13 protein-coding genes are annotated in these 25,267 nt (G+C 71.6%); 9 read left to right on the top strand and 4 right to left on the bottom strand.

The genetic code is table 11. The features are described from left to right. Window positions 1-70: 70 nt before the first annotated feature. The 3 genes from ACH4S9_RS44035 to ACH4S9_RS44045 all read right to left on the bottom strand — a co-directional run bounded on the left by ACH4S9_RS44035 (window position 71) and on the right by ACH4S9_RS44045 (window position 2,379). Window positions 71-568 carry a hypothetical protein gene (locus ACH4S9_RS44035; RefSeq protein ID WP_398377177.1) on the bottom strand — a complete coding sequence of 166 codons (498 nt, stop codon included), beginning with the start codon at window positions 566-568 and terminating at the stop codon, window positions 71-73. Between the two features lie 94 nt (window positions 569-662). Next, window positions 663-1,316 (bottom strand): class I SAM-dependent methyltransferase, encoded by a 654-nt coding sequence (locus ACH4S9_RS44040; RefSeq protein WP_398377179.1) that lies wholly within the window; start codon window positions 1,314-1,316, stop codon window positions 663-665. Between the two features lie 313 nt (window positions 1,317-1,629). Further along, window positions 1,630-2,379, bottom strand: coding sequence for a maleylpyruvate isomerase family mycothiol-dependent enzyme (locus ACH4S9_RS44045; protein WP_311728079.1), 750 nt, complete (start codon window positions 2,377-2,379; stop codon window positions 1,630-1,632). Window positions 2,380-2,418: 39 nt separating this feature from the next. Here ACH4S9_RS44045 and ACH4S9_RS44050 point away from each other — a divergent pair, with 39 nt between their 5' ends. After that, window positions 2,419-3,327 (top strand): MerR family transcriptional regulator, encoded by a 909-nt coding sequence (locus tag ACH4S9_RS44050; protein ID WP_398377181.1) that lies wholly within the window; start codon window positions 2,419-2,421, stop codon window positions 3,325-3,327. 19 nt (window positions 3,328-3,346) lie between these two features. Here the strand turns inward: ACH4S9_RS44050 and ACH4S9_RS44055 are convergent, their stop codons facing one another. Continuing rightward, complete coding sequence (locus ACH4S9_RS44055; protein WP_385342897.1) at window positions 3,347-3,658, bottom strand: hypothetical protein; 312 nt, start codon at window positions 3,656-3,658, stop codon at window positions 3,347-3,349. 429 nt (window positions 3,659-4,087) lie between these two features. Between ACH4S9_RS44055 and ACH4S9_RS44060 the strand changes: the two genes are divergently transcribed. The 8 genes from ACH4S9_RS44060 to ACH4S9_RS44095 all read left to right on the top strand — a co-directional run bounded on the left by ACH4S9_RS44060 (window position 4,088) and on the right by ACH4S9_RS44095 (window position 25,257). Further along, window positions 4,088-4,837, top strand: coding sequence for a M20/M25/M40 family metallo-hydrolase (locus tag ACH4S9_RS44060; protein WP_398377183.1), 750 nt, complete (start codon window positions 4,088-4,090; stop codon window positions 4,835-4,837). Between the two features lie 52 nt (window positions 4,838-4,889). Then, window positions 4,890-6,332 carry a M1 family metallopeptidase gene (locus ACH4S9_RS44065; protein WP_398377185.1) on the top strand — a complete coding sequence of 481 codons (1,443 nt, stop codon included), beginning with the start codon at window positions 4,890-4,892 and terminating at the stop codon, window positions 6,330-6,332. Window positions 6,333-6,980: 648 nt separating this feature from the next. Continuing rightward, window positions 6,981-10,118, top strand: coding sequence for an amino acid adenylation domain-containing protein (locus ACH4S9_RS44070; RefSeq protein ID WP_398377187.1), 3,138 nt, complete (start codon window positions 6,981-6,983; stop codon window positions 10,116-10,118). Beyond that, the gene (locus ACH4S9_RS44075; protein ID WP_398377189.1) at window positions 10,115-12,760 is read left to right on the top strand and encodes a beta-ketoacyl synthase N-terminal-like domain-containing protein; all 2,646 of its coding nucleotides are present in this window, start codon (window positions 10,115-10,117) and stop codon (window positions 12,758-12,760) included. Before ACH4S9_RS44070 ends, ACH4S9_RS44075 begins: the two co-directional genes overlap by 4 nt. Then, window positions 12,757-16,224, top strand: coding sequence for an amino acid adenylation domain-containing protein (locus ACH4S9_RS44080; protein ID WP_398377190.1), 3,468 nt, complete (start codon window positions 12,757-12,759; stop codon window positions 16,222-16,224). Before ACH4S9_RS44075 ends, ACH4S9_RS44080 begins: the two co-directional genes overlap by 4 nt. A 56-nt stretch (window positions 16,225-16,280) precedes the next feature. Further along, entirely contained in the window at window positions 16,281-23,414 is a 7,134-nt protein-coding gene (locus ACH4S9_RS44085) for an amino acid adenylation domain-containing protein (RefSeq protein ID WP_398377191.1), read from the top strand. Beyond that, window positions 23,411-24,442, top strand: a complete 1,032-nt coding sequence (locus ACH4S9_RS44090) for a MupA/Atu3671 family FMN-dependent luciferase-like monooxygenase (protein WP_311728069.1) — start codon at window positions 23,411-23,413, stop codon at window positions 24,440-24,442. The genes ACH4S9_RS44085 and ACH4S9_RS44090 overlap by 4 nt, the downstream gene beginning before the upstream one ends. After that, window positions 24,439-25,257 (top strand): thioesterase II family protein, encoded by an 819-nt coding sequence (locus tag ACH4S9_RS44095; RefSeq protein ID WP_398377193.1) that lies wholly within the window; start codon window positions 24,439-24,441, stop codon window positions 25,255-25,257. The genes ACH4S9_RS44090 and ACH4S9_RS44095 overlap by 4 nt, the downstream gene beginning before the upstream one ends. Window positions 25,258-25,267: the final 10 nt, after the last annotated feature.

Genomic DNA, 25,267 nt, shown 5'->3' on the forward strand with positions numbered 1-25,267 from the left:
GCCGCGTGTCCGCAGGCGGTGCTGCCCCGGCCGGTCGGGGCAGCACCGGGTCACTTCGACGCGGGGAGTGCTATGCGCCGGCACCGGGCGCGGAGGCCCGCGCGGCGGTGTCCCGCCGGTCGATGGCCTCGGCCACCTGATCGATGGCCTCGCGAAGAAGGTCACCGTAGGAGTCCTGGGGGAGGTTCGGCGCATGCTCCTTGGCCGCGTCGATGTGCTCGATGGCGGCCTCGAAGGACCCGAGCCGGCGGTGGTTGTCGGCGAGGTTGAGATGCAGGGACGGGTAGAAACCGGCGATATGAAGGCCGGCGTGGTGCTCCTGGACGCGCTGCTCGGTCACGGCGTCGGCAGCGTCCAAGGCCCGAATGTCCCAGATCAGAGCCTGGGCGGGGTCTTGGTGGAGATCTGCCAGATGGTGCGCGATGGTGCAGCGGTGCAGTGGGTCGCCGGTGACACCGGTCGCGGACCACAGGTCCAGGAGTTTCCGGCGGGCGGAAGCGGTGTCGCCGGCTCGGCCTTCGGCGACGGCTTGGCCGATGGCGTCCATAGTCGGGTCGGGGGTCGGCATGTGTTCGGAATGTGGCACCCGGCGATCATTGAGCTTCAACCAACTCGAAGGTCAAGTCCGACCTGTACGGCTCGGGCGCCGCGGCCGCGGCTTCTCAGCCGGCGGTGGCCGGCGGTTCCGCGATGCCGATGAAGTTCCCGGCCACGGGCCGGATGCGGACCGACCAGCCCAGCGCCGTGAGGTCGTCCGTGAGCGTCCGGACATCGTGGAACACCTTCACGATGCGGTACTGACTGCCGTCATCGAGCCGGCGCAGCGCCGCGGGGGCGGGCTGGTTCGCGAGAACCTCCTCCTCCGCGGCAGCGGCGGGGCCGTCGTCGATGAAGATCGCTCTGCCGCCCGGCGCGAGCGCGGCGGCGACGGTGTTCCAGAAGTCGGGCAACCGCGTCGGCGGGACGTGCGAGAGCCAGAAGGCGAAGAACACCGTGTCGTAGCGCCGTGGTGGCCGCCACGTGAACAGGTCGGCCTCAAGGAACCGGACAGTGGGGGACGCGGTGCGCGCCCGGGCGAGGGCCAGCACCTCGGCCGCCGCGTCGACAGCCGTCACCGACCGCGCCCGCGCGGCGAGCCTCGGAGTCCACTGGCCCGTTCCGCAGGCCAGCTCCAGCACATCCCCGGCGATCGGGAGTTCATCGACGGCAGCCAGCAACCGCTTCAGCTCTTCGCGCTCCGCGTAGGGCCGGTCGTATTCGGCCGCGCCCGCCCTGTAGTAGGCCATTTGCTCTGCCAGGAGAGCGTCGTCATCCATATGCGGGTTCCTCTCATCCGGGTTCGGCCGGAGCCGAGCGGGCTCAGCTCGCGGCCTGGTTGCCACGGACACTGTCGGCCTTCACCTTCGGGCAAGGTCAAGTGGCTCCGCGGGCGTTCCACCCGCACCGTGCAGGGCCGCGAGGAGTGGTCACCGCTGTGGCGGCTGGGACGTGTGAGGCCCAAGTGATGGATATATGCGAGATTTACTGCCCGGATCGGGTACTTCGGTGCTTATTCTGTGCCACACTGAGTATGGCTCTCACCGCATCCCCCGTCGGTGAGAGCCATACTCTGTTCAGCCGGACTGCCGCCTACAGCGCCGAATGGGCTAGCCAGTGGTCGAACAGCCGCTCGTCCCCATCGATCGCCACGCGTTGTGGCGGCAGGCGTCGCATCAGCACCAACAGCAGGTCTTCCACCGCCCCCGTCACGGTGACGTCCGTCGACCCCGGGCCCCGTCGCCACGACACCCCCGTCGGGGTGCATGTGATCACCCACCCCTCGATCGACTCTTCGGAAGGCCGCAGCCCGATCGAGCCCGCACCCCACAACAAGGCCACCGCGGGCTTCAATGTCGCGGCCGCCGGCGAGGACAGCAGCTCCAGGTACTGGGTCACCGCGTCGGCCGCCAGGTCGGGCTCGAGGGCGTACGGCACACCGGCGGGCAACGCGGCATCGACGGCGTGCACCGAGGTGTCGTGTGTCGCCTGCCGCAGCCAGAACGACGCCGGTCCCGGCCCGACGAGCGTCCATACCGGTGTGTCAGGACCGACCGCCAGCACTGCCTCGACAAGCTCCGAAGCCCCCGCGAGCAGCCATGTCCGCCAGTCCTGCGGGGGCATCGCTTCATGCGGATCAGGGATGCCATCGGCCGAGCCGCCGCGTACGATTCCCGCCGCCCAGCGCGGTGCCTGCCCGAGGTGTCCGACGAGGACCCGAAGGCGCCACTCGGGGCACGTCGGTACGAAGGCGTCCCAGTCGGCGCCGTCCACGGCATCCGCGAACGCCGCTGTCTGTGCGAGCAGGCCCGAGGCCAGTCGGTCGATATCCGTCTGTGTCATGCGGCGTAGGGTAGGAACTCCACCCGGGTGGAGGTTCAAGTGCGCGAGGACACCCTGTCCATCGGCGAGCTCTCACAGCTGACCGGTGTGCCCGTGCGCACGATCCGCTTCTACTGCGACGAGGGCTACGTCGAGTCGGTCCGCAGCACCGGTGGGCACCGTCGCTTCCCCGCGGATGTGGTCGACCGGCTGGCGCTGCTGCGTCGGCTGCGCGCACTCGGGCTCGGGCTGACGGCGATCGACGCCGTGCTCAGCGGCCGCAGATCCGTCGCCGAAGCCGCCGCACAGGAACGCGCCGAGATCGATGTCGAGTTGGCGACGCTGGCCTGGCGCCGCGCCTCGCTCCGCGCCGTCGAGGAAGCGGCACCGGCCGAGCGGGCCGCGAGGTTGGAGCTGCTGGCCACGGTCGCCGACGGCCGGGCGGCACAGCACGTGCTCGAGGTGTTCTGGAGCCGCCTCGCCCTGCCCGCGATGCCCGAGGACGGCGCCAGCATGTTCATCTCCGTCAGCGTCCCCGAGCCACCGAACGACCCCACCCCCGAGCAGGTGGTCGCCTACGCCACGCTGGTCGCGATCGTCGACGACCACCGGCTCCGGCAACAGATCTGGGCACGCACACGTACCGGCACAGAGTTCGTCGCCTACCAGAACGCCTTGCTCGACGGGGGAATCGGCGAGGCGTGCGAACTCGCCCGCCCACTTGTGCGAGCGGGCGAGCAGCCGGGCCCCGGACCGTTGCTCGACCGGTTCGTCGAGGCGCACGCGACGAGGCAGGGCACGCCTGACAGCCCGACGTTCCGGCGCGCCCTGCTACGCGTCGCGGCGGTCGATCGAGGCCCGAGCATGCGCCGCTACTGGGAGCTCGTCGGCGACATCACGGGCGAGGACGTCACCGTCGGCGAGGCGCACTCCTGGTTGCTGGACTCGCTCGACCGCGCGGTGGCGTAGACGCCACCCCGAGGTTTCATCAATCGACCCAGACGGCTCGGCCCAGAACGGCGATGGGGCCCTCCGCGGAGCGACCGCCGGGCGGGATCACATCGATGACCGGTCCGGTGCAGGTGATGTTCTGGTAGGCGAGGGCGTATTCGTTGGTGGAGTTGTACACGTGGAACCTGTTGTCTTCCAGCGGTACCACGACACAGCCGCTGGGGTTGACGATGTGCCAGGTGCTGTTGCGGAGGTCGCCGTGGGCGGCGGAGGCCGAGGTGGCCATGGAGAGGGTGAGGACTCCTGCGGCGGCCAGAATCCCGGCAGTGGTGGTGATGCGTCGCATCATGCCTGACTCCTTCGGAGCGCTGCGGTCGGTGTGGCAGTTCCAGACCGGCTGACGGCCCTCTGGGTACCCGTGCGCACAGGAATTTCGGTGGAGCCGTACGGGAGGGGCGGGGTACGGGCTCCGGCACTTTGTGATCTCTTTACAACCGACGTCGGGGGCACCCCGTCTCTCCGTCTGGGCGCCAGGCCACCGCAACCGCCCTGGCGCACTCGCCATCGCCCCATCACGGAGAGGCCCATACCGATGGACCCGATCAGCACACCTGGTCGCCGTACAGCCGGCCCTCGCACATCCCGATCGCGCGCGTCGTCCCGGATCCGCCACGCGGCCGTGGCCCTCGGCCTGTGCGCCGCGCTCGTGGGTGCCTCAGCCGCAGCGGCCGAACCGCGCGCGGATCTGGTTCCGCCTGTCGTCACCGCGGACCAGGTCATGCCGCACCTCGACGCCCTCCAGCGGATCGCGGACCGCGACGGGGGCAACCGCGCGCACGGCACCCGGGGCTACCGCGACTCGGTCGCCTATGTGAAGGCCGCGCTGGACAAGGCGGGTTTCCGTACCACCCTGCACCGCTTCACGCACGACGGCGCCACCGGCTACAACCTCGTCGCGGACTGGCCCGGTGGCGATCCCGGGCATGTCGTGTTCGCCGGGGCGCACCTCGACAGCGTGGCGGCCGGTCCCGGCATCAACGACAACGGCTCCGGCTCCGCCGCCCTGCTCGCCACCGCCCTCGAGGTGTCCAGGGCGGGTCTCACGCCGGACCGCCGTCTGCGGTTCGCCTGGTGGGGCGCCGAGGAGGCCGGCATGGTGGGGTCCACCGCCTATGTGCGGGATCTGTCCGCCGCCGAACGCGACCGGATCGACGTCTACCTGAACGTGGACATGGCCGGCGCGAAGGACATCCGGCAGTGGCTCGTCGTCCACGACGACCCCGCGGCGGCCGCGGCGTTCGAGGGCTGGTTCGCGGCCCGGAACCTTCCTACGTTCGAGATCGGCATCGGCGGCAGCGACCATGTGTCGTTCGGCGACGCCGGCATCCCGGTGGGCGGCTTCGCCACGGGGATCGACGACTGCACTCACGACGCGTGCGACCGCGTCGCGAACGTGGACCCGCAGACCGAGACCCTCAGCACCAACGCGTTCATCAGCGCGGTCTGGCAGCTCGCCGCGCGCCGCTGACCCCCGCCCCTCCTCCCGGCCCCTCGACGACCCGCCCCCGAAGGAGCAGACCATGCCCGCCCGCTGGAAACGGCAACGCCGCACCACCACCCTGGCCACGGCTGTGGCCGCCGGCATCGTGCTCACCACGCTGCCCGCCTCCGCCGCCCCGGGCGGCCCCGGCGTCGGTGACCCGTACTACCCCGACGACGGGAACTCCGGCTACGACGTCACGCAGTACGACGTGCGCGTGAACTACGACCCGGCCCGCCCCCGCCACCTGGAGGGCGACACCACGGTGCAGGCCGTCGCGGCGCAGGACCTGGACCGGTTCCACCTCGACCTGGAAGGCTTCCAGGTCACCTCCGTCACCGTGGACGGCACACCCGCACGCGCCGTCTCCCGCGAGGGCGCGCATGAGCTCGTCATCACCCCCGCCCGGCCGCTCGCGGAAAACGCGCGCTTCTCCGTCCGCGTCCGCTACTCCGGCGAACCGGTCGGCGAGGGCTGGCACACCCTCGCCGACGGCGGCGCGAACGTGTCGGGCGAGCCGCACGCCGCCACGGCCTGGTACCCGGCCAACGACCACCCCTCGGACAAGGCGACCTTCCGGCTCACGGCCACGGTCCCCGACGGCTGGACGGTGGTCGGCAACGGGAGGCCGGGCGCCACCACCACCGGCCGGGGCACGACCACGTTCCGCTGGTACGAGGACCGGCCGATGGCCACGTTCCTCAGCACCATCGCCATCGACAAGTTCACGCTGCACACCTCGGAGCTCTCGGACGGCACCCCCGTCGTCCACGCCTACAGTCCCGGGGCCACCGCCGACCCGGAGACGGAGGACCTGCTGCCCGACGTCATCGACTTCCTGGCCTCGAAGTTCGGCCCGTACCCGTTCTCCTCGGCAGGCGCGATCGTCATCGCCGGCGACGACGGCAGCGGCCCGTTCGCCCTGGAGACGCAGAGCCGCCCGACGTACCACGGGGGGTTCTTCGACGTCTCCATGGTCCACGAGAACACCCACCAGTGGTTCGGCGACAGCGTCTCCCTCTCCGACTGGCGCGACGGCTGCCTGGCCGAGTGCTTCGCCCAGTACGCCGTCCAGCTGTGGTACGAGGAGAAGTCCGGAGACGACCTGGACACCGGCTTCTACCGCTCCATGGTGGAGGAGAGCGGGGAGGACCCCGACTTCTGGACGACGAGGCTGTACGACCCCGGTCAGGGCAGCGAACTGGCCAGTGCCCTGTACAGCAAGGGGTCCATGATGCTGCACGCCCTGCGCCGCACGGTCGGGGATCGGGCGTTCTTCGGCACCCTCAAGCGGTGGCAGCGCGACCACCGCTACAACAACGCGTCCTGGCCGCAGTTCGAGGCGCTCGTCGAGGAGGTCTCCGGCGAGGACCTCACCGGCTTCTTCGGCGCCTGGGCACACGGCACCACCACCCCGGCGAGGAAATACCTCTTCCCGGGGTCCCTCGGGTCGCTCGACCCGGACGGCGCCACGGCACGCTGAACGCATCCCGGGCGCCCTCCTCGGGAGGGGGCCCGGGGTCGGCGGGCATCCCTCGACAGGAAGGTGCCATCGGTCGTCACACCGGCAGTTTCCAAATTGCCCCTGCTCCTCAGATCGAGCCTCCGGGGGTTCGGGCCCGTCCCCCTTGAGGATGTCCGCGAAGAAGGCGTTCAGCAGCCCCGGAATGATCACGGCCAGAGCGCGGACAGGCCTCCTGATCAGCCATTGCGTGCGCGGTCGAGCTGGTAATCGAGCCGGTTGGCCGCGGCCTATCCGCTCGTACGTCACGGGACTCACCGCATTTCCCGTCCCGCGCACCTTCGGACCAGAGTGACTGAACAGGGCGATGCGCGATATCCGGGGATCATCGCGCCCTATCGGACGGTGGGCCATCCAATCCAAAGGCTTGGCGTGATTTAGGTCACTTGCCATTTGTGGTCGTTGCTGCTGTCCTTGTTACCGCTTGGAACGGATGAGATTTCAGATTTGCTGACTGACCTTCGCATCTGAATCAGCCGCCTTTCGGAGCGGCTTGGCGGGGGTTGTCCGGTTGAGCGGGGGCAAGCTGATGACGCACGTTCTGATTGATGATGATCTTTCCTTTCGGTTTGTTGAGCAGCGATTCTCGATGATTCCCGGAGTTTCGCCGTGACCGGCCCCTGGGCCCCGCTCAGTCAACAGCAGCGAGCGGTGTGGGCGGCGCAGCAGCTGAATCAGGGCAGCGACCTCTATAACGTGCCAGTGGCATTCCGTCTCAACGGGCCAATTTCCCAGGCGGCGCTGGAGGAATCCGTCCGGCAGGTGATGGAGCGCCATCCGTTGTTACGGGTGTCCATGGGGGAATCCGAGGACGGCGTCCCGCGTCAGCAGGTCTGCGGCCTTCCTGCCGAGGTGCTGAGCGTGCACGACGTGCCCACGGAGGAACTCGACGAGCGCATCGCCGAGGCGGCCCGGGCGCCCTTCGGGCCGGACGCCGAGCGCCGGCTGCGCGCTCACCTGTTCCGCACCGCGCCTTGTGAGGCCGTGCTGCTGCTGGTCTTCGACCATGTGGCGGTGGATGCCGCCTCCATCCCCCTGATCACGCAGGATCTGGCGCGTGGATACTCGGCCGGTCCGCAGGGCGCCGGTCGGCTCGGTCGGCCGACATCCACGGCGGAGTACTTCGACTACATCGCGGAACAGCAGGAGCGCTTTGCCTCCCCGGCGGGGCATCAGCAGGCGGAATTCTGGGGCAAGTATCTCGACGGGATGAACGGCATCGCCGCCCCCGTGCGCAACCCCGGCCTTTCCCAGGCGGGTTTACTCCGCACTTCCTCGGTCCCGGTCGAGCTGCCCGGCGATCTCGCGGCGGCCGGTGAACGATTAAGGGTCACCCCTTTCTCCCTTCTGCTGTCCGCTCTCTCGGTGACGCTGCAACATTTTCTGCGGTCTGAGGACGTGGCGATCGCCTATCCGGCCGTGGACTGGCGAAGAGGTGAATACGGCCAGACGGTCGGCCTGTTCACCGATATGCTCCTCTTCCGTTGCCTCCCTCAGGAGGAACTGAGCCTACAGAGATATGTGCGGGCGGTTCAGGATTCACTTTTCGAGTGTTTCGATCATCAGGAAGCCCCCTTGGGCCAGTTATGGGCGTGCATGCGTACGCTCCAGGCCAGGGGAGGCCATTCGGGTATACCCGTGATGCTGTCCCTGAACGATGCGCCCGAGTCGGAACTTCGACTTCCGGACATCGAGGTCGAGCGAATCCCGCTGGCTCCCCGTGACGGCAAGGCGGATCTCCTGCTCTCCGTCAACATGATCGGCTCCGAGATCAGCGGTCGGCTCGACTTCAAGACCCAGCTCTATGACACCGACACGGCACGGCGTATGGCCCGGGCCTTTCATGAGGTGCTCACGCGAATTCTCGCTGGATGGGACGGTCCCGTCCGCGCCGTAGAGCTGGCCCCGGAGGAGGACCGTTCCCAGGTGCTCGACACCTGGAATGCCCGTATCACATCGGAGCCCGACCAGTTGGTTCCCGCGATGTTCGCGCGGCAGGTGAAGCGATCCCCCCAGACGATCGCCCTGATCGAGCAGGGACGCGAGATCACCTACCGGGAACTGGACGAGACCAGCCGGAACCTCGCCGCTCGCATCGCCCGCCTCGGGCTGCGCCCGGGCAGTCCGGTGGCGCTGTGTCTGCCCAGGTCGGCCCGGTTCGTCGCCGCGGCGCTGGCCGTGATGCGCTGTGGCCTCGCCTTTCTGCCCGTGGACCTGGAGCAGCCCGCGCGCCGACGCGCGTTCGTGGTCTCCGAGGCGGGAGCCGCCGCGGCAGTGGTCCAAGGAGCCACAGGGGACCACGGGCTACCGGGGACCCTCCCATTGGTCGACACCGCCACCGACACCGACGCCGAGTCGGTCGGTCCCGGACTCGCGTTCGACGACGTCCCCGTCTCGGGCGGGGATCCGGCCTACCTCATCACCACCTCGGGCAGCACGGGTCTGCCCAAGGCCGTGGCGGTTCCGCACCGGGCCCTCGCGAACAACCTGAACTGGAAACGCCGCGACTTCGGCTTCCATGGCCAGGACCGTTTCTACTTCAAGACGCCACCCGTCTTCGACGCCTCCCTGTGGGAGTACCTGGCTCCGCTCACCGTGGGGGCGCTCGCCGTGGTCGCACCGCCTTCCGCGCACCGCGACCCGGCGTACCTGCTGCGGGAGATGCGTCAACACGCGGTGTCCGTGGTGCAGTTCGTCCCCACGCTGCTCAAGGCCGTGCTGGCGGAGGACGGGCTGGGCGAGTGCGCCGCCCTGCGCCGGGTGTTCTCCGGTGGCGAGCAGCTGGAGCAATGGGTGGTCGACGCCGTCCACCGCGCGTGCGGCGCCCGGACGGTCAATCTTTACGGCCCCACCGAAGCGGGCATCGAGGCCACCTTCCACGAGGCTTCCCCGGCCACAGACATGGTCACGGGCACAGTACCCATCGGCCGCCCGATCCCGGGCGCCCAGGCGTATGTGCTCGGACCGGGCGGCCAGGTACTGCCGCCGGGCTTCGCGGGGGAGCTCTACCTGGGCGGACTGCCGCTCGCCCTCGGGTACGCCAACCGGGACCAGCTCACCCGCGAGCGCTTCATCCCGCATCCGTTCGTCGACGGCGCGGGCGCGCGGCTGTACCGGACCGGGGACCTGGCCCGGTTCCGTGAGGACGGCGTCCTGGAATTCCTCGGCCGTGAGGACGCCCAGGTGAAGGTGCGGGGTCTGCGCGTCGAACTGGACGGTGTCCGCAGCCTCGTCCTCCAGCACCCCGGCGTGAACGACGCGGTGGTCACCATCAGCGCCGAGCGCGACGACTCGCTGCTCGTCCACTTCGTGTCATCGGGGGACATCGGCTCGGACGAGCTGCGCGCTCACCTCGCCGACCGCCTCCCCGCCGAGCTCATGCCCACCCACCTCCTCCGCCTGGCGGAACTGCCCGTGACCGCCACCGGCAAAGTGGACACCCGAGCCCTGCCCCGGCCCCAGGAAGGACAGGACGTCTCGGCACACGCCACCCCGCGCACCGCGCTGGAACAGCGGCTCGCCGGGCTGTGGGCCGAGGTGCTCGGAGTGGGCGGTGAACGGGTGCCGCGCGACGCCAGCCTGTTCGAGCTGGGCGGCACCTCGCTCACCCTGATCCGCCTTCACCGCCTCCTCCGGCAGCGGATCTCGGCCGACATCCCCATCACGGACCTGTTCAAGTACCCGACCGTGGCGGCCGTCGCTCGCTCGCTGAGCCGCCGCTCCGAGGACGACAAGGGACGCGTATGACGGTTCAGCAGGAAGATCAGTCCATCGCCGTGATCGGTATGGCCTGCCGTTTCCCCGGAGCCGACGACACGGAACGCTACTGGGCCCGCCTGGTCGGAGCCGAGACCTCCGTGGTCAGGCTCACCGACGGGCAACTGCGGGCCAGGGGCGTACCCGAGGACACGCTCTCGAACCCGCGCTATGTGCCCGTCGCCGGGCTCCTCGACGGGATCGACCTCTTCGACGCCGAGTACTTCGGCATCGCCCCCGCTGAAGCGGCCGCGATGGATCCGCAACACCGGCTGTTCCTCCAGGAGTCCGTACACGCGCTGGAACACGCGGGCCTTGCCGGATACGGACCGGACCGGCGCGTCGGAGTCTTCTGCGGGGCCGGCGAAAACCGTTACGCGGCCCTCCTCCCGAGCCCGGAAAGCGGCGCGAGGACGCACCGCAGCATGTCGGACACTCCCGCCGCGCTGCCGCTGCGCGTGTCCTACCACCTGGACCTGCGCGGTCCCAGCGTGTACGTCAACAGTCTGTGCTCCACGGCGCTGACCGCGGTCCACCTGGCCAGGCGCAGCCTGCTGGCCGGAGAGTGCGACATCGCCCTGGCCGGGGCCGTGTCGCTCCAGCTCCCCCAGCAGCACGGCTACCAGGCCGTCGACGGGAGCGCGATGTCACCGGACGGGGAGCTGCGCCCCTTCGACCGGTCGGCCACGGGCACCGTGCCCGGCAGCGGCGTCGGCGTCGTCGTCCTCAAAGGCCTGGCACAGGCCCTCCGCGACGGCGACACCGTGCACGCCGTCCTGCGCGGATCCGCGCTCAACAACGACGGCGCGGAGCGGCAGAGCTTCGCCGCGCCCAGCGTGCGGGGACAGCGGGACGTGGTCCTCGCGGCGCTGGCCGACGCCGGGATCGACCCCGCGACCGTGGGCTATGTGGAGGCCCACGGCACCGGTACGCCGCTGGGCGACCCGATCGAGCTGGCCGCGCTCCGGGAGGCACGCGAACACCTCGGCGTCACCGCCCCCTGCGCCGTGGGCGCGGTGAAGTCCTCGGTGGGACACCTGGACACCGCGGCCGGCATGGCCGGGATCATCAAAGCCGTGCTGGCCGTCCGCGAGGGCGTGGTGCCCGCCACCGTGGGGCACGGCGAGCTGAACCCCGACATCCAGCTGGACGGCAGCGGCCTCTACATCAGCACCCGCACACACCCGTGGCCCCTGACCTCCCACCCCCGGCGCGCGGCGGTCACCGCCCTGGGCATGGGCGGCAGCAATGCCCACATCGTGCTTGAGCAGCCACCGGCCACTGCGTCCACGCCACGGCACACCGGGCACGACTCCGGCGCCGAGCCGTGGACGCCGCAGATCTTCCCCCTGTCGGCCCACACGCCCGCATCCTTCGACCGCCTCCGTGAACAGCTCGCGCAGGCCGTCACGGCGGCGCCGCACCCGCCGTCGCATGCCGACGTGGCCCTGACGCTTCAGCGGTCCCGGAACCACCGGCGGCTGCGCCGGGCCTGGGTGGCCCCGACCCTGGGAGCACTGGACTCGGCCCTGCGCGAGGACTCCGCGCCACTGCCGCGCGGGCCCGTGGTCCTGGGGATCGGCTTCCGGGACAAGGCCCCGCAGACCGCGGGTGCGTCGCCCGCCGCCCTGCTTCCGCGGTTGCGCGCCGCCCGGGAACGCCCGGGCCCCGGCGCGCTCGAGGAGCGGGCGGCATGGACCGGGGAGGAGTTCCGCACCGCTTGCGGCGCGCTCGAGTCCCTGGCCGCCCTGGGGGCCGTGCCCGATGCGCTGGCGGCGCTGGACGCCGGCGAGTACGCGGCGTTCGCCGCCGCCGGGGCGCTGCCCTGGGAGGTGGCGCTGCGCTGCGCGCTGTACCACGCACAGGCCGTGGAGGCGGCGCTGGACGGCGGGGATCTCGACGCCTGCGAGGAACTGCTGGGAGAGATCCAGGCGGAACTCGCCGCGGTGCGGATGTCGCCGCCCGCGTACGAACTGCGCTCCCTGACCCTCGGCAGTACGCTGCCGGCCGGCGCGGCGCCGCCCCCCGGCCACCTCCTGGAGGTGACCCGCTCCGCGGTCATGGGACCGGCCGAGGCCGGGCTCCCCGCGGGCGTCCCGAACGTCGCCGACGCGGTCGCCACCTGGGAGGACTGGCTGACACTGGTCGCCCACTGCTGGGAGCGGGGCTGCGAGGTGTCCTGGGAACTCCTGCCCGGCCCCGAGACGGCTCGCCGCACCTCCCTGCCGCTGTACCCCTTCGACGCGGTACGCCACTGGGGCGTCGCCGCGGCGCCGGCCCCTGTCCCCGAAAGCCCCCCTCCGTCGGCCGTCCCCGAAAGCCCCGCGCCGTCGGCCGCCCCGACCGGCGACACCATGACCGAACTCGCCGCCATGTGGCGGGCCGTTCTGGGCGTACCCGAGGTCCGGCCCGACGACAGCTTCTTCGCCCTGGGCGGCCACTCGCTGGTGGCCTCGCAGGTCATGGTGAGGATCCGGGAGCGCTTCGACGTCAGAGTGTCCCTCGGCGACCTGCTGGAGGCCGAGACCCTGGCCGGGATGGCCGAGCTCGTGGACGAGGGACTCACCTCCATGCGTGTCTACGCGGCCCTCACCTCGACCGCCGACGACCGGATGGGAACCGTTGAGCTGTGAACGTCACGAGCCTGCTCGAAAGGTTGCTGCTGAAGGGCATCCGGATCACCGCCAACGGCGACCGGCTGGCCGTCTCCGCTCCCCAGGGCGTCCTGAGCGACGAACTGAAGAAGACCATCAGGGCCAACCGGGACGACATCCTTCAATTCCTGCGCGAATCCCAGGAGGAGGCCGCCCGCCGCGAGGTGCGCATCGAGCGCGTGGACCGCGGCGCCCCCATTCCGGCCTCCTACGCCCAGCAGCGGCTGTGGCTGATCGAGCAGACGGCCACCGACCTCCCCGTCTACAACATGTACTTCGCCCTCGAGCTGCGCGGCGACCTGGACATCGCGGCCCTGCGAGGCGCCGCCCAGGACCTCGTGGACCGCCATGAGATTCTGCGCACCGCGCTCGCGGAGACCGGCTCGGAGCTTGTGCAGCGGATCCAGGACCGGTGTCCTGTCGTCTTCGCGGAACACGAGGCGGGCCCGGACACGCGTGACGACGTGATGTTCTCGATCGTCTCCACCCGCTTCGAGCTCTCCTCGGCCCCGCTGATCCGCTTCGACCTGGTGCGCACCGACGACTCGTGCCGGACCTTCGTCGTCACTCAGCACCACGTCATCTCCGACGGATGGTCGACCGGAATCCTCAAGAAGGAGATCTCCGAGCTGTACACGGCGAGGGTGGAAGGCCGCCGTCCCCAGCTGCCCGAACTCTCCGTCCAGTACGCCGACTACGCCGTCTGGGAACGCGAGTGGCTCGAAGGCGAACTGGCCGAACGGCAGCGCGACCACTGGCGCAACGCCCTGGCGGATCTGCCGCCGCTGCTCGAACTCGTCCCGTCCCGCCGGCGCGAGACGATCCAGAGCTACCGTGGCTCGGCACTGACCTTCCGGTACGACACCGACCTGCTGGAGCACGCCCGCCGGCTGTGCTCCGCAACCGGAAACACCCTCTACGCCGTCCTGATCTCGGCATACACCCTGCTGCTGTCGCGGATGACCCGTGAGGACGACATCGCGGTCGGAAGCCCGCTGGCGAACCGGCCCTACCCCGCGCTGGAGCAGACCCCCGGACTCTTCTTCAACTCCATCACCGTCCGCACCCGGGTCGACGAGCGACAGACGGTCCGTGACTTCCTCGCGGCGGTACGGCGCACCACATTCGAGGCGTTCGCGAACCAGGACCTTCCCTTCGACCAGGTCGTGCGGGCCGTGGCGCCCGAGCGCAGCAGCTCCCACTCACCGGTGTTCCAGAACATCTTCATTCTCCAGACGTATCCGGGGGAGCGGTTCGCACTGCCCGGCGTCGAGGCCGCGCCGGCGCCGACGCCCTTCTATTCCGCTCAGTACGACCTGATGTTCAAGCTCCGCGAGGACGAGGACGGGCTCCAGGGACTGATCGTCCACAACGACGCCCTGCTGGACGGGGACGACGCGCGGCGCATCGCCGACAGTTTCCGGCGGCTCGTGGAGAGCATGTGCGCCATGCCCGACGCGCCGCTCGCCGAACTCTCCCTCATGGACCCGCAGAGCGCGGCGCTGATCGAGCGGTGGAACACGCGGACGCGGCGCCCCGTCCCGCCCGAGCCGGTGCACGAGCTGATCCGCCACCGTCTCGCCGAGAACCCGGAGACACCGGCCCTGACCTTCCGCGGGCAGAGCCTGACCCGCGGCGAGCTGGCCCGCGAAGCCGACGCGGTGACGGCGGGACTCCAGGCCGCCGGGCTGCGCCCGGGGCAGCGGATCGGTGTCATGGTGCCGCGCTCGGCCGAGCTGGTGGCCGTGCTGCTCGGAATCATGTCCGCCGGAATGGTCTACGTACCCCTGGACGGCGCGGCCCCGCGGGCCCGCACCGACGCGATGCTCGAGTCGGCGGACTGCTCCGCGCTCGTCCTGGGGGCCGAATACGCCCACAGGTGCCCGGACTTCGCCGGGCCGCGCCTGTCCGCGCGGGACCTGGCGCACACCACCGCGAACGCCGAGCGGCCGACCGCCACGGAGGAGTCGGCGTACCTCATCTTCACCTCGGGGTCGACGGGCCGGCCCAAGGGGGTCGAGGTCACCCACCGCAATCTGGCCAACCTCTTCGTGGCGCTGGACGAGGCGGTCCGGCTGCCGTCGGACCCGGTCTGGCTGTCCGTCACGGCCGTCACCTTCGACATCGCCGTCGTCGAACTGCTCTGGACCCTGGCGCGAGGCGCCCGCGTCGTGCTCGCGGAGACCTCCGAGAGCCTGCGGCTGATGACGCCGGCCGACGGACGGTCCGACCCCCTCACCGTGCCGGAACTCATCCTGGCCGAAGGCGTGACGGCGCTCCAGGCCACCCCGACCATGCTGCGGGGCGTCCTCGCGCTGCCCGACGCCGAAAGAGCGCTGCGCCGTCTGGAGCTCCTGATGGTCGGCGGCGAAGCCCTCGACAGCACACTCGCCAGGAGGCTCAAGGACCTGGGCATCCCCTGTGTGCTGAACATGTACGGGCCCACCGAGACGACCGTGTGGTCCACCTGCTGGGAGGTCCCCGCCGTCCCGCCCGACCGGATCCTCGTCGGCAAGCCGCTCGCCAACACCGCGGCCCATGTGGTCGACGCCCGGCTCAACCCCGTTCCGGTCGGGATGTACGGGGAGCTCGTGCTGACCGGCGCGGGCGTGGCCAGCGGATACGCCGGGAGCCGGGACCTCACCGACGAGCGGTTCCCCGCCCTCCCCGCCCTGGGCGACCAGGGGCGGGCGTACCGGACGGGCGATGTCGCCCGCTGGCTGCCGAGCGGGGACCTCGAACTCCTCGGCCGCATCGACAACCAGGTGAAGGTCAACGGATACCGGATCGAGCTGGAGGAGATCGAGCGGGCCCTCAACTCGCTCCAGGGCGTGGCCGATTCGGCCGTGGTCGTCCAGCGCGAGGGAGCGCGCGCCGCGCTCGTGGCCCACTGCGTGCCGCGGCCCGGGGCCGTGCTCGACGAGGCCGCCCTGCGGACCGCGCTCGCGGACCTGCTGCCCGACCAGATGCTGCCGGCCGCCATGGTGAGCGCCACCGCCCTGCCGACGACGTCGAGCGGCAAGACCGACCGCAGAGCCCTGCCGCCCGTGCCTCTCGGCGACACCGAGCGCGCCGTGACGGAGCCCGCGAACGACATGGAGAAGCGGCTGCTGGAGGTCTGGCGCGAGGTGCTCGGCAGCGATGCGGTGGGCCCCGCCGACGACTTCTTCCGGTCCGGCGGCACCTCGATCCTGGTGGCCCACCTGCTGACCAAGGTACGGACGCGGGTGCACGCCGACGCCCGGATCGTGGATCTCTTCCGCTACCCCAGCGTCCAGGCCTACGCGGCCCACCTGGGCGGCCGGGCGGATTCCGCCGCGCCCTCCGGCCACCACAGGACCGCCGAAACGCAGGCCCGGCACGCCGCACGGCTACAGCGCAGGCAGCAGGTGTCCCGCAAACAGCGGCTGCGGGCCGCGGAGGGCGCGGCCGACAGCGACTGATGCCCGCCCCGCCGCCCCTGTTCCGAGGACCGACCGGACCGAGCGGAGTTCGCACCATGACCGCCGAACTGCCCGAGACCGCCGACATGCCCGAAGACGCCCATCCGGCCGTCGCCGTGACCGGAATGGCGTGCCGCTTCCCCGGCGCCGACTCGCCGGCCGAGTTCTGGGAGCTGCTGCGCGACGGGGTCGACCCCCATGAGGACGTCCCGGACGAGGAACTGCGCCGGGCCGGGCTGCTGGACCGGGCGCTGCGGGACCCGGCCTACGTCGCCGCCCGCAAACGCTTCGCCGACGTGTCCCTCTTCGACGCGGAGTACTTCGGCATGACCCCCGCGGAGGCCGCCGTCACCGACCCGCAGCAGCGCTTTCTGCTGGAGGCGGCGGTCCACGCCCTCGAGGACGCGGGGCTCGGACGGGCGGGACGGGCCGGAAGGACCGGCGTCTACATCGGCCTGAACCACTCGGACTACCTGTTGCGCAATGTGCTCGACCACCCCGAGGTGGTGGAGACCCTCGGCTGGCACCGGGTGCTGATGGGCAACGACCGGGGCCACACCGCGACCAGCCTGTCCTACCGCCTCGGCCTCACCGGGCCCAGCGTGGCGGTGGACTGCGCCTGCTCGTCCAGCCTGGCCGCGGTGCACCAGGCGTGCCGGGCCCTGCTGGACTACGAGACGGACGCGGCCATCGCGGGCGGAGCCGGCATCAAACCGGCGGACCTCGGCTATCCCTACACCGAGGGCGGCATCGGATCCCCCGACGGCCGCTGCCGGCCCTTCTCCGCCGACGCCCAGGGCACCGCCTTCGCCAGCGGCGTCGGCCTGGTCGTGCTGCGAAGGCTGGAGGACGCACTGGCCGACGGCGACCGGATCCTGGCGGTCGTCCGGGCCAGCGACATGAACAACGACGGCGATCGCAAGAGCGGCTACACCGCCCCCAGCCCCACGGGCCAGGCCGAGCTGATCGCCTCGGTGCACCAACTGGCGGGTGTCACCGCCGACCGGATCTCCTATGTGGAGGCCCATGGCACGGCCACCGCGCTGGGCGACCCGATCGAGGTGAGCGCCCTCACCGAGGCCTTCCGCGAGACGACCGACGCCACCGGCTTCTGCGCCATCGGATCGGTGAAGAGCAACATCGGGCACCTCGACTCGGCATCCGGCATCGCCGGACTGATCAAGGTGATCCTGGCGCTCCGGCACCGCACCCTGCCGCCGACCCTCGGCTGCGAACGGACCAACCCCCACATCGACTTCGACAACTCACCGTTCCGGGTGAACACCGCCTTGCGGCCGTGGACGGCACCGGGACGGCTGCTCGCCGGGGTGAGCTCCTTCGGCGTCGGCGGCACCAATGTGCACGTACTCGTGGAAGAGGCTCCGCCACAACCCGGGCCCTCGCCCCGCGAGCCCGCCGGGAGCGAGAAGCCCGCCGAGAGCGAGCCCACTCTCACCCCGCTGCCGTTCACCGCGAGGACCCCGGCGGCCCTGGACGCCGTCGAGGCACTGCTGCGCACCCGACTGGCCACGATGGAACCGCGGGACGTGCCCGGAGCGGCGGGCACGCTGCTCGCCGGGCGCCGGGCCCACCCGCTCCGGCGGGCCCTGCTGTGGCACCCGGACCGCGAGCCCGTGACGCTCCACGGCACAGCCGGGGGAGAGGACGTGACGGACCGGCCGGTGGCCTTCGCGCTCCACCACCGCGAGCCGGACCACGAGACGTACCGGTCGCTGCTGCACCATCAGCCGGCCTTCCGCCGCACGGCCGAGCGGCTGGCGGACGCCCTCCCGCCGCACCACTCCGCCCTGATGGTCGCGCTCGGCTGCGCCGCCGTCTGGGCCGGGCACGGCATCCGCCCCGCGGCGGTCGTCGCCGACCGGGAGAGCCGGGCGGCCGCGGCCGTACTGAGCGGAGTGCTCGACGAGCAGGACGTCGCCAAGGTGCTGGGAGCCCTGGCCGAGGGGCAGCGCCTGGAACGGGCCCTGCTCGAGGTGCGCGCCCGCCCGGCCCGCGTCCCCTGGTACGACGCCGACGGCTCGGAGCTGTGCCCGGCGGGCCGGCGCCCGGATCTGGCGGACGTGTTCAGCGGCGCCCCGGCGGCGCCCGGAAGACGCACCCTGCCGCCGCGCGTGGCCGCGGTGGTGGCCCTGGCTCCGACCCCGGTTCCGGCCCGGGACCGCTCCGTACCCGGGGTCTTCGAGGGCGCCTGCCTCGTGGCCGCCGCCGAGGACACCCGGCCCGGCGATGAGGCCCTGCGCGCCGCCCTCGCCCAGGCCTGGGCCATGGGACTGCGGATCGACGAGGCATGCGTCACCCCTCCCGGCCCCCGACACCACGTCGACCTGCCCCCCTACCCGTTCGACCGGCAGCGGCACTGGCTCGACCCGGTGCGGGACCGCGACGAGCCGCGGGTGCCCGCGCCGGCCGAGGCCCAGGCGGCCGGATCCGCCCCGGACATCGAGGAAACGGCCCGCCGGATCTTCGCCCAGGCCCTCGGCGTCCCCGAAATCTCACCCGAGGACAACCTGTTCACCCTGGGCGGGGACTCGCTCCTGGCCACCCGGATCATCAGCCTGGCGAGGGGGCAGTGGTCGCAGGCCGTGCCGCTCGGCTCATTTCTGCGGGACCCGTCGCCCGGCAACCTGGCCCGGCTCGTACGCGCGGCCGCCCCCGCGCCCCCCACGGCCCCCGCCCCGGCCGACACCGGCGCCCCCGACGGGTCCGGTGGCCGGGTGCTGCCCGCGACACCCCTCCAGGAGCGCTTCCTCTTCCTCAGCGAGATCGAGGGCGCCGCCGAGGCGTACAACGTCCCGGTGCTCGCCGACCTGTCCGGACCGCTGGACGTGGCGGCGCTGCGCGCCGCGCTCGCCGATGTGGTGGCGCGCCACGAGAGCCTGCGGGTGGTCTTCCGGATGTCCGAGGACGGGCCGGAGCAGGTGATCCTTCCCGATGCGCCCGTCGATGTGCCCCTGGTCGACGTCCCCGACGAGGCCACCCTGCGGCGCGAGATCGCCGAGCTCCTCGACCGCCGCATCCCCCTGGACCGCGCACCCGTCCTCGCCGCGCGGATCTTCCGGACGGCGCCGGACCGGCATGTGCTCGCCCTCGCGGTCCACCACATCGGCGCGGACGCCCGGTCCACCGGCATCCTGCTCCGCGACCTCTACGTCGGTTACGAGCGGCGCACCGGCGGCGCGGCCCGCACACTGCCACCCGTCGACGGCCTGCTCGCGGCGCACGTCCGGGCCGAGGCCGACTGGCTGCGCTCACCCGAAGCCGACCGCCAACTGCGTTTCTGGCAGCAGCAGTTGGCGGACCTGCCGGAACGGCTGGAGCTGCCGGGCGACCGGCCGCATGGTGCCAGGCGCGGCTACGCGGGCGGCAAGCTGGACTTCACCGTGCTGGCCGACCTCGCCCGGCGCGTCCGGCGGCTCGCCGAAGCCGAGCGCACGACTCCGTTCGCGGTCGTGCTCAGCGCCTTCCTGCTGCTGCTCGGCAAGGTCGGCAACCGCGGCGACTTCGTGGTGGGCACTCCGGTGTCGGGCCGTCACCGGCCCGGGACCGAGGATCTGATCGCCAACCTGGTCAACACCCTCCCGCTGCGCGCGCGGATCGACACCGACGGGGACTTCCGCGCCCTGCTGCGCGAAACCTCCGGGCGCGTCATGGCGGCCCTCGACCACCAGGACCTGCCCTTCGAAGTGCTCGCCCGTGAACTCACCCCAGGAGGCCGACTCGACACCGCCCCCGTCTTCCAGGTGCTGTTCAACATGCTCAGCCTCGACGCAGGCGTGCCGCCGGGGCCGCCGGGCCTCCGGACGGGCCCGCTGCCCTTCGACCGTGCCACCAGCCCGTACGAGCTGTCGCTCGACTGGTGGTTCGACCGGGACGGCGCCATCGCGGGCCGCTTCGTCTACGACACCCTCAGGTTCGAGCAGGCCACGATCGCCGGCTGGCAGGAGACCTTCGTGCACCTGCTCGACACCGTGACCCGGGCTCCGGACGCCACCCTGGCGAGCGTGGCGGCGGAACCCGAGGCGGTGGCCGAGCGCACCCGGCACGCGCTGACCGGGCCCGTCGTCGCCGTCCCGGAGCGCGCCGTGCACGCGGTCTTCGCACGGTGGGCGGCCCGCGAGCCCGAACGGCTCGCGGTGACCGACGGACGGCTTTCGCTGACGTACGGCCGACTGGCAGGCCTCTCGGCCGGGCTCGCCGAACTGCTCGGCTCGCACGGCGTGAAACCCGGGGACACCGTCGGCATCGCGATGGAGCGCGGTGTTCCCGTCGTGGCCGCCGTGCTCGGTGTGCTGCGCGCGGGGGCGACACCCGTCCCGTTCGACCTCACCCACCCGCGACGCCGGCTCGCGACGATGGCACAGGACTGCGGTGCCGCGGTCGTGCTGTGCGCGCGCAAGGAGGACGCGGACTTCGCCACCGACGCGCAGGCGGTGGCGATCGATGTCGCCACGCTCCCGGCCCGGGACGCGGCCGCGGCGGGCGACGAGGTGGACCTGGACACGGCCGCGTACCTGACCTACACCAGCGGCACCACGGGCGTACCGAAGGGCATCGAGTTTCCGCATCGGGCACTCGCCAACCTCATCCACTGGGAAACGGCGGGCTACACCACCGGCCGTCGCTGGCTTCAACTCGCGTCGTTCGGGTTCGACGCCTCCTTCCACGAGACGTTCGCCGCACTGTGCTCGGGCGGATCGCTGCATATCGCGGACGAGGAGACCAAGCACGATCACGACGCGCTGGCCGCGTTCATCGCGGACCAGCGGGTGGCGAAGACGATCCTTCCGGTCTCCCTCCTGCACGCGCTCGCGGCCCGGTTCGAACACGACGCCTCCGCCTTCCCGTCACTCCGGGAGATCGCCTCCACCGGCGAGCAACTACGGCTGAGCGCGGCACTCGTGTCGTTCCTCGAAGCGCTCGGCGACTGCCGGCTGCTCAACAACTACGGCCCCGCCGAGACCCATGTCGTGACGTCTTACCGGTTCTCCGGGCCACCGGACACCTGGCCGCAGCACGCCCCCATCGGCGTGCCCATCCAGAACGTCACGCTGCGCGTTCTCGGCGCGGACGGGCAGGACCTGCCGCGGGGGTCGGTGGGCGAGCTGGCCATCGGCGGCGTGTGCGTGGCCACGGGCTACCTGGGCAAGCCCGAGCTGACCGGCGAGAGGTTCCTCGAGGCGGACGGCGGCGGCCGCGTCTACCGCAGCGGCGACCGTGCGCGCCTGCTGCGATCCGGCGATGTCGCGTTCCTCGGCCGGGGAGATCAGCAGGTCAAGATCCGCGGCTTCCGGGTGGAGCTCGGGGAACTGGAGGTCGTACTCCGCAAGGACCCGCGGATCCGCGATGTCGCCCTGATCGTGAACGGGCCCGAGGGCGACCGGCGGATCGACGCCTATCTGGTCGCCGCAGCGGACAGCGCGCAGGTGGTCGAACAGACCCGGATCCGGCTGCGCGAGGAACTGCCGGCGGCCATGGTGCCGTCCTCGTTCACCCTCGTGGACCGCCTGCCGGTGAACGTCAACGGCAAGGTGGAGCCGACGAGACTGCCCGCGCCAGGGGGCGGCGTCGGCGAGCGCGTCGAGGTCCTGGACGGGGTCCTGGCCGGCGACGAGGTCCTGGCCGGGGTCCTGGCCCTGTTCCGGCGTGTCCTGGACCGCCCGGACCTCGGGCCGGAGGAGGACTTCTTCGACGCGGGCGGGCACTCGCTGCTCGCGACCCGGCTGATCCATGCCGTGCGGGACCGCTTCGGCGTCCGTCTGACCGTCCCCGAGTTCTACCGCCGCGGCACGGCGTGGGCCGTGACCGAGGTGGTGGCGCGGCGCGGCGGCGCGGCCGACGCGGACACCGAGGAAGAACTGCCGCCCGCGCCCACCGCCCCCGCCCCGCTGCCGCCCGGCCTGCGGAGGCCGGCCGGGTCACCATCGGCCGCCACGCAGAAGACGTTCGTGTTCGACACCGGACAGCGGCTGGACACCGCACGCCTGCGGGCCGCCGTCGGCGCGGTGCTCGACCTCCACCCCGCGCTGCGGCTGCGGGTCGGGGGCGATGGCCTGGCCACGGTCGGAAAGCCGGATCCGGCCGCCGAGACCGTGTACAGCCTGGTGTGCCCGGATACGGTCACGGCGCAGGACGCCCCGGCGTGGCTGTACGACAGGGCGCAGGCCGTCGCCATCGACCCGCGCCGTGATCCGCTGCTGCGCGTCGCGGTGGCGGATGTGCCCGGGCGGCACACGCTGCTCTCCCTCACCGTGCACCTCCTGGCGCTCGACGGGCGCGGGCTGCTGCGGCTGTGTCAGGCCCTCGTCGAGGCGTACCGGGACCCCGGGGCCCGGCGGCGGCCGGACGACGGGTTCCTGAGATACCTCGCGTGGCGGAGCACGCTGACCGGCGGTGAGCGCGCGGCCGAGGCGGCGGCCCTGTGGCGGCGGCTGCTGCCGTCGACTGCGGCGGGCGGCACCGTGCGGCCGCCGACGCCCGACGGCCCGGTCCGCCGTCAGAGCTGGGTCCCGGGGGAGGCATTGCACCAGGTGCTCCGCGCCCGGTGTACGGAACACCGGGTCACCCCCTTCGTCCTGCATCTCACCGCCTTCGCCGCGGCCTTGTCATGGGCCCAGGGCAGCGAGCGCGTGTGCCCGGCGGTGCCGCTGGACGGACGGCCCGGCCCTTCGCTGGACACCTCGGTCGGCGGCTTCGCCAATGTCGTGCCCCTGCCGCTGAACGTGCGGGCCACGCAGCCACTGATCCGGACACTGGACGCCGTGCGCGAGGTGTTCGACCAGGTGCACAGCGTGCGCACCCTGCCGTACGCCGATCTGGCCGCGGACGATCCGGGCCTCACCGGCTTCGACGACCTGCCCGTGGTGTTCAACTACGCCAGGGACGACGAGGAGACCATCCGCCTGGAGGGACACCCCCTGCGGGCGGTGGGCCCCGATCCGCTCATGCTCGGCCAACGGCTGCACTTCACCGTCGTGGACTCCTCCGCCGCGTTCCGGGCCCTGGTCAAGTACCGGCACGGCACGGCCGAGCCGGACGACTCCCGACTGCTGGGCCTCTACCGCCATGCCCTGTACGCACTCGCCTTCGAGCCCGACGCGACCCCCGCGGTACTCGGCGGGATGGCACAGACGCCGGTCGCGGAATCCGACAGCGTCATGGAGCGGATATGAGATTCAGCCTCTTCTTCTTCGCCAACGGCGACGACGCCGCCGAGCAGTACCGGCTGCTGCTGGAAGCGGCCAGATTCGCCGACGCCGAGGGCTTCTCGGCGGTGTGGACCCCCGAGCGGCACTTTCACGACTTCGGGGCCCCCTTCCCCAACCCCGCCGTGACCGGCGCGGCGGTCGCGGCCGTCACCTCCCGCGTGGGCGTCCGGGCGGGGAGCGTGGTGCTCCCGCTGCACGACACCCTGCGCGTCGCCGAGGAATGGGCCGTCGTGGACCAGATCTCCGGCGGCCGGGCCGGCGTCGCGATCGCCTCGGGGTGGAACCCTCAGGACTTCGTCCTCGCCCCCGACAACTTCGCCGACAACAAGCGCGCCATGCGGGAAGGACTGGCGGAACTGCGGGCCCTGTGGGCCGGGGAGGCGGTGGAGCGCCAGGGGCCGCAGGGGCGGGCGCGACAGGTCCGCACCCATCCCGGGCCGCGCCAGGCGGACATCCCGCTGTGGATCACCGCGGCGGGCTCCGAGGAGACCTTCACCTGGGCGGGCAGCCAGGGCTGCGGCGTGCTGACCCATCTGCTCGGCCAGTCCTGGGAGCGCCTGGAGGACAACCTCGTCGCGTACAGCGAGGCGCTGGAGGCCGCGGGACACGGCATCGCACGGGAGAGGGTCAGCGTCATGCTGCACACCCTCGTCGCCGCTGACCAGCAGGGAGCGCTGGCCACCGCGCGGGGACCGCTGACCGAGTACATGCGGTCCTCCATGAGCCTGTTCGGGCTCAAGTCGCCCGAAAGCGCGCCGGGGGAGGTGGCGCCGGAGGCGCTCGCGGAACTGCTGGACCACGCCTATCAGGAATACGCGCGGACCCGCTGCCTCATCGGTTCCGTCGACAGCTGTGTGCCGCTGGTCGAGTCGCTCGCGGAACTGGGTGTCGACGAGATCGCCTGTCTCATCGACTTCGGGGTCGGCACGGACCAGGTCCTCGACGGGCTGCGGACGCTGAGCCGGCTCAGGGCGAGGTGCGCGGAACTGTGAATCCCCGGTCTCCGTTCAGAGAGCTGAGCGCTCGGCCCGGGAGGACCCGGGTCCGGACGTCGCGGCCGGACGTCACGTGCTTCCTCGTTCATCACGCGGGGGGCTCCTCGGCCGGTTTCGTCGATTTCGCCCAGTTCTTCCCGCCGTCGTGGCGGCTGTGCGCCGTCGAACTCCCCGGCCGGGGGCTGAGCGCCGGCGACCCGCCGTGCCGGAGCGCGGCCGCGGCGGTTCAGGCGCTGGCGCCCGCCTTCCTGGACGAGTTCATGGACGAGGAGATCCGGCCCTATGCCGTCTTCGGGCACAGCATGGGCGGTCTCGTCGCCTATGAACTGGCCCGCGAACTGGAGCGATCCGGCACACCGCCGGTCTGGCTCGGCGTCTCCGGAATCCCCGCCCCGCGGCTGGTGAGCGACTGCTTCAACGAGCGCCGTGATCTGTGGTCACCAGAGCGGCTGGTCGCCTTCATGCGACGGCTGGGCGGCACTCCGGAGGAGTTGCTGGAGAGCCCTGACGTCGTCGAGTACATGGTGGAGGTCCTGCGCGGCGACCTGGCCATCGTGGACACGTACGCATACGCGGACGGCCCCCCTCTGAGATTTCCGCTGTCCGTGTACGCGGGCGAACAGGATCCGCTGGCGACACACGACATGCTCGAAGGCTGGCGCGCGCAGACCACCGCGCAGGTGGAATTCCACTCCTGGCCGGGCGGCCACTTCTACCTGTACGACAGGACCGAAAGCGTCGCTCGGCGCATGGCAATGGACATCGATACGGCACTCACCGGAGATCGTGACCCGGCGGGAAGAAAGGCATGAGTGAGCAGCT

Source organism: Streptomyces sp. NPDC021225, from assembly GCF_044332865.1.
Classification (GTDB): domain Bacteria; phylum Actinomycetota; class Actinomycetes; order Streptomycetales; family Streptomycetaceae; genus Streptomyces.

What these genes read in the sequence shown, in the direction of transcription:
- ACH4S9_RS44035 (WP_398377177.1), bottom strand. Translation starts at nt 568, where the DNA reads ATGCCGACCCCCGACCCGACTATGGACGCCATCGGCCAAGCCGTCGCC.
- ACH4S9_RS44040 (WP_398377179.1), bottom strand. Translation starts at nt 1,316, where the DNA reads ATGGATGACGACGCTCTCCTGGCAGAGCAAATGGCCTACTACAGGGCG.
- ACH4S9_RS44045 (WP_311728079.1), bottom strand. Translation starts at nt 2,379, where the DNA reads ATGACACAGACGGATATCGACCGACTGGCCTCGGGCCTGCTCGCACAG.
- ACH4S9_RS44055 (WP_385342897.1), bottom strand. Translation starts at nt 3,658, where the DNA reads ATGATGCGACGCATCACCACCACTGCCGGGATTCTGGCCGCCGCAGGA.
- ACH4S9_RS44060 (WP_398377183.1), top strand. Translation starts at nt 4,088, where the DNA reads ATGCCGCACCTCGACGCCCTCCAGCGGATCGCGGACCGCGACGGGGGC.
- ACH4S9_RS44065 (WP_398377185.1), top strand. Translation starts at nt 4,890, where the DNA reads ATGCCCGCCCGCTGGAAACGGCAACGCCGCACCACCACCCTGGCCACG.
- ACH4S9_RS44075 (WP_398377189.1), top strand. Translation starts at nt 10,115, where the DNA reads ATGACGGTTCAGCAGGAAGATCAGTCCATCGCCGTGATCGGTATGGCC.
- ACH4S9_RS44085 (WP_398377191.1), top strand. Translation starts at nt 16,281, where the DNA reads ATGACCGCCGAACTGCCCGAGACCGCCGACATGCCCGAAGACGCCCAT.
- ACH4S9_RS44090 (WP_311728069.1), top strand. Translation starts at nt 23,411, where the DNA reads ATGAGATTCAGCCTCTTCTTCTTCGCCAACGGCGACGACGCCGCCGAG.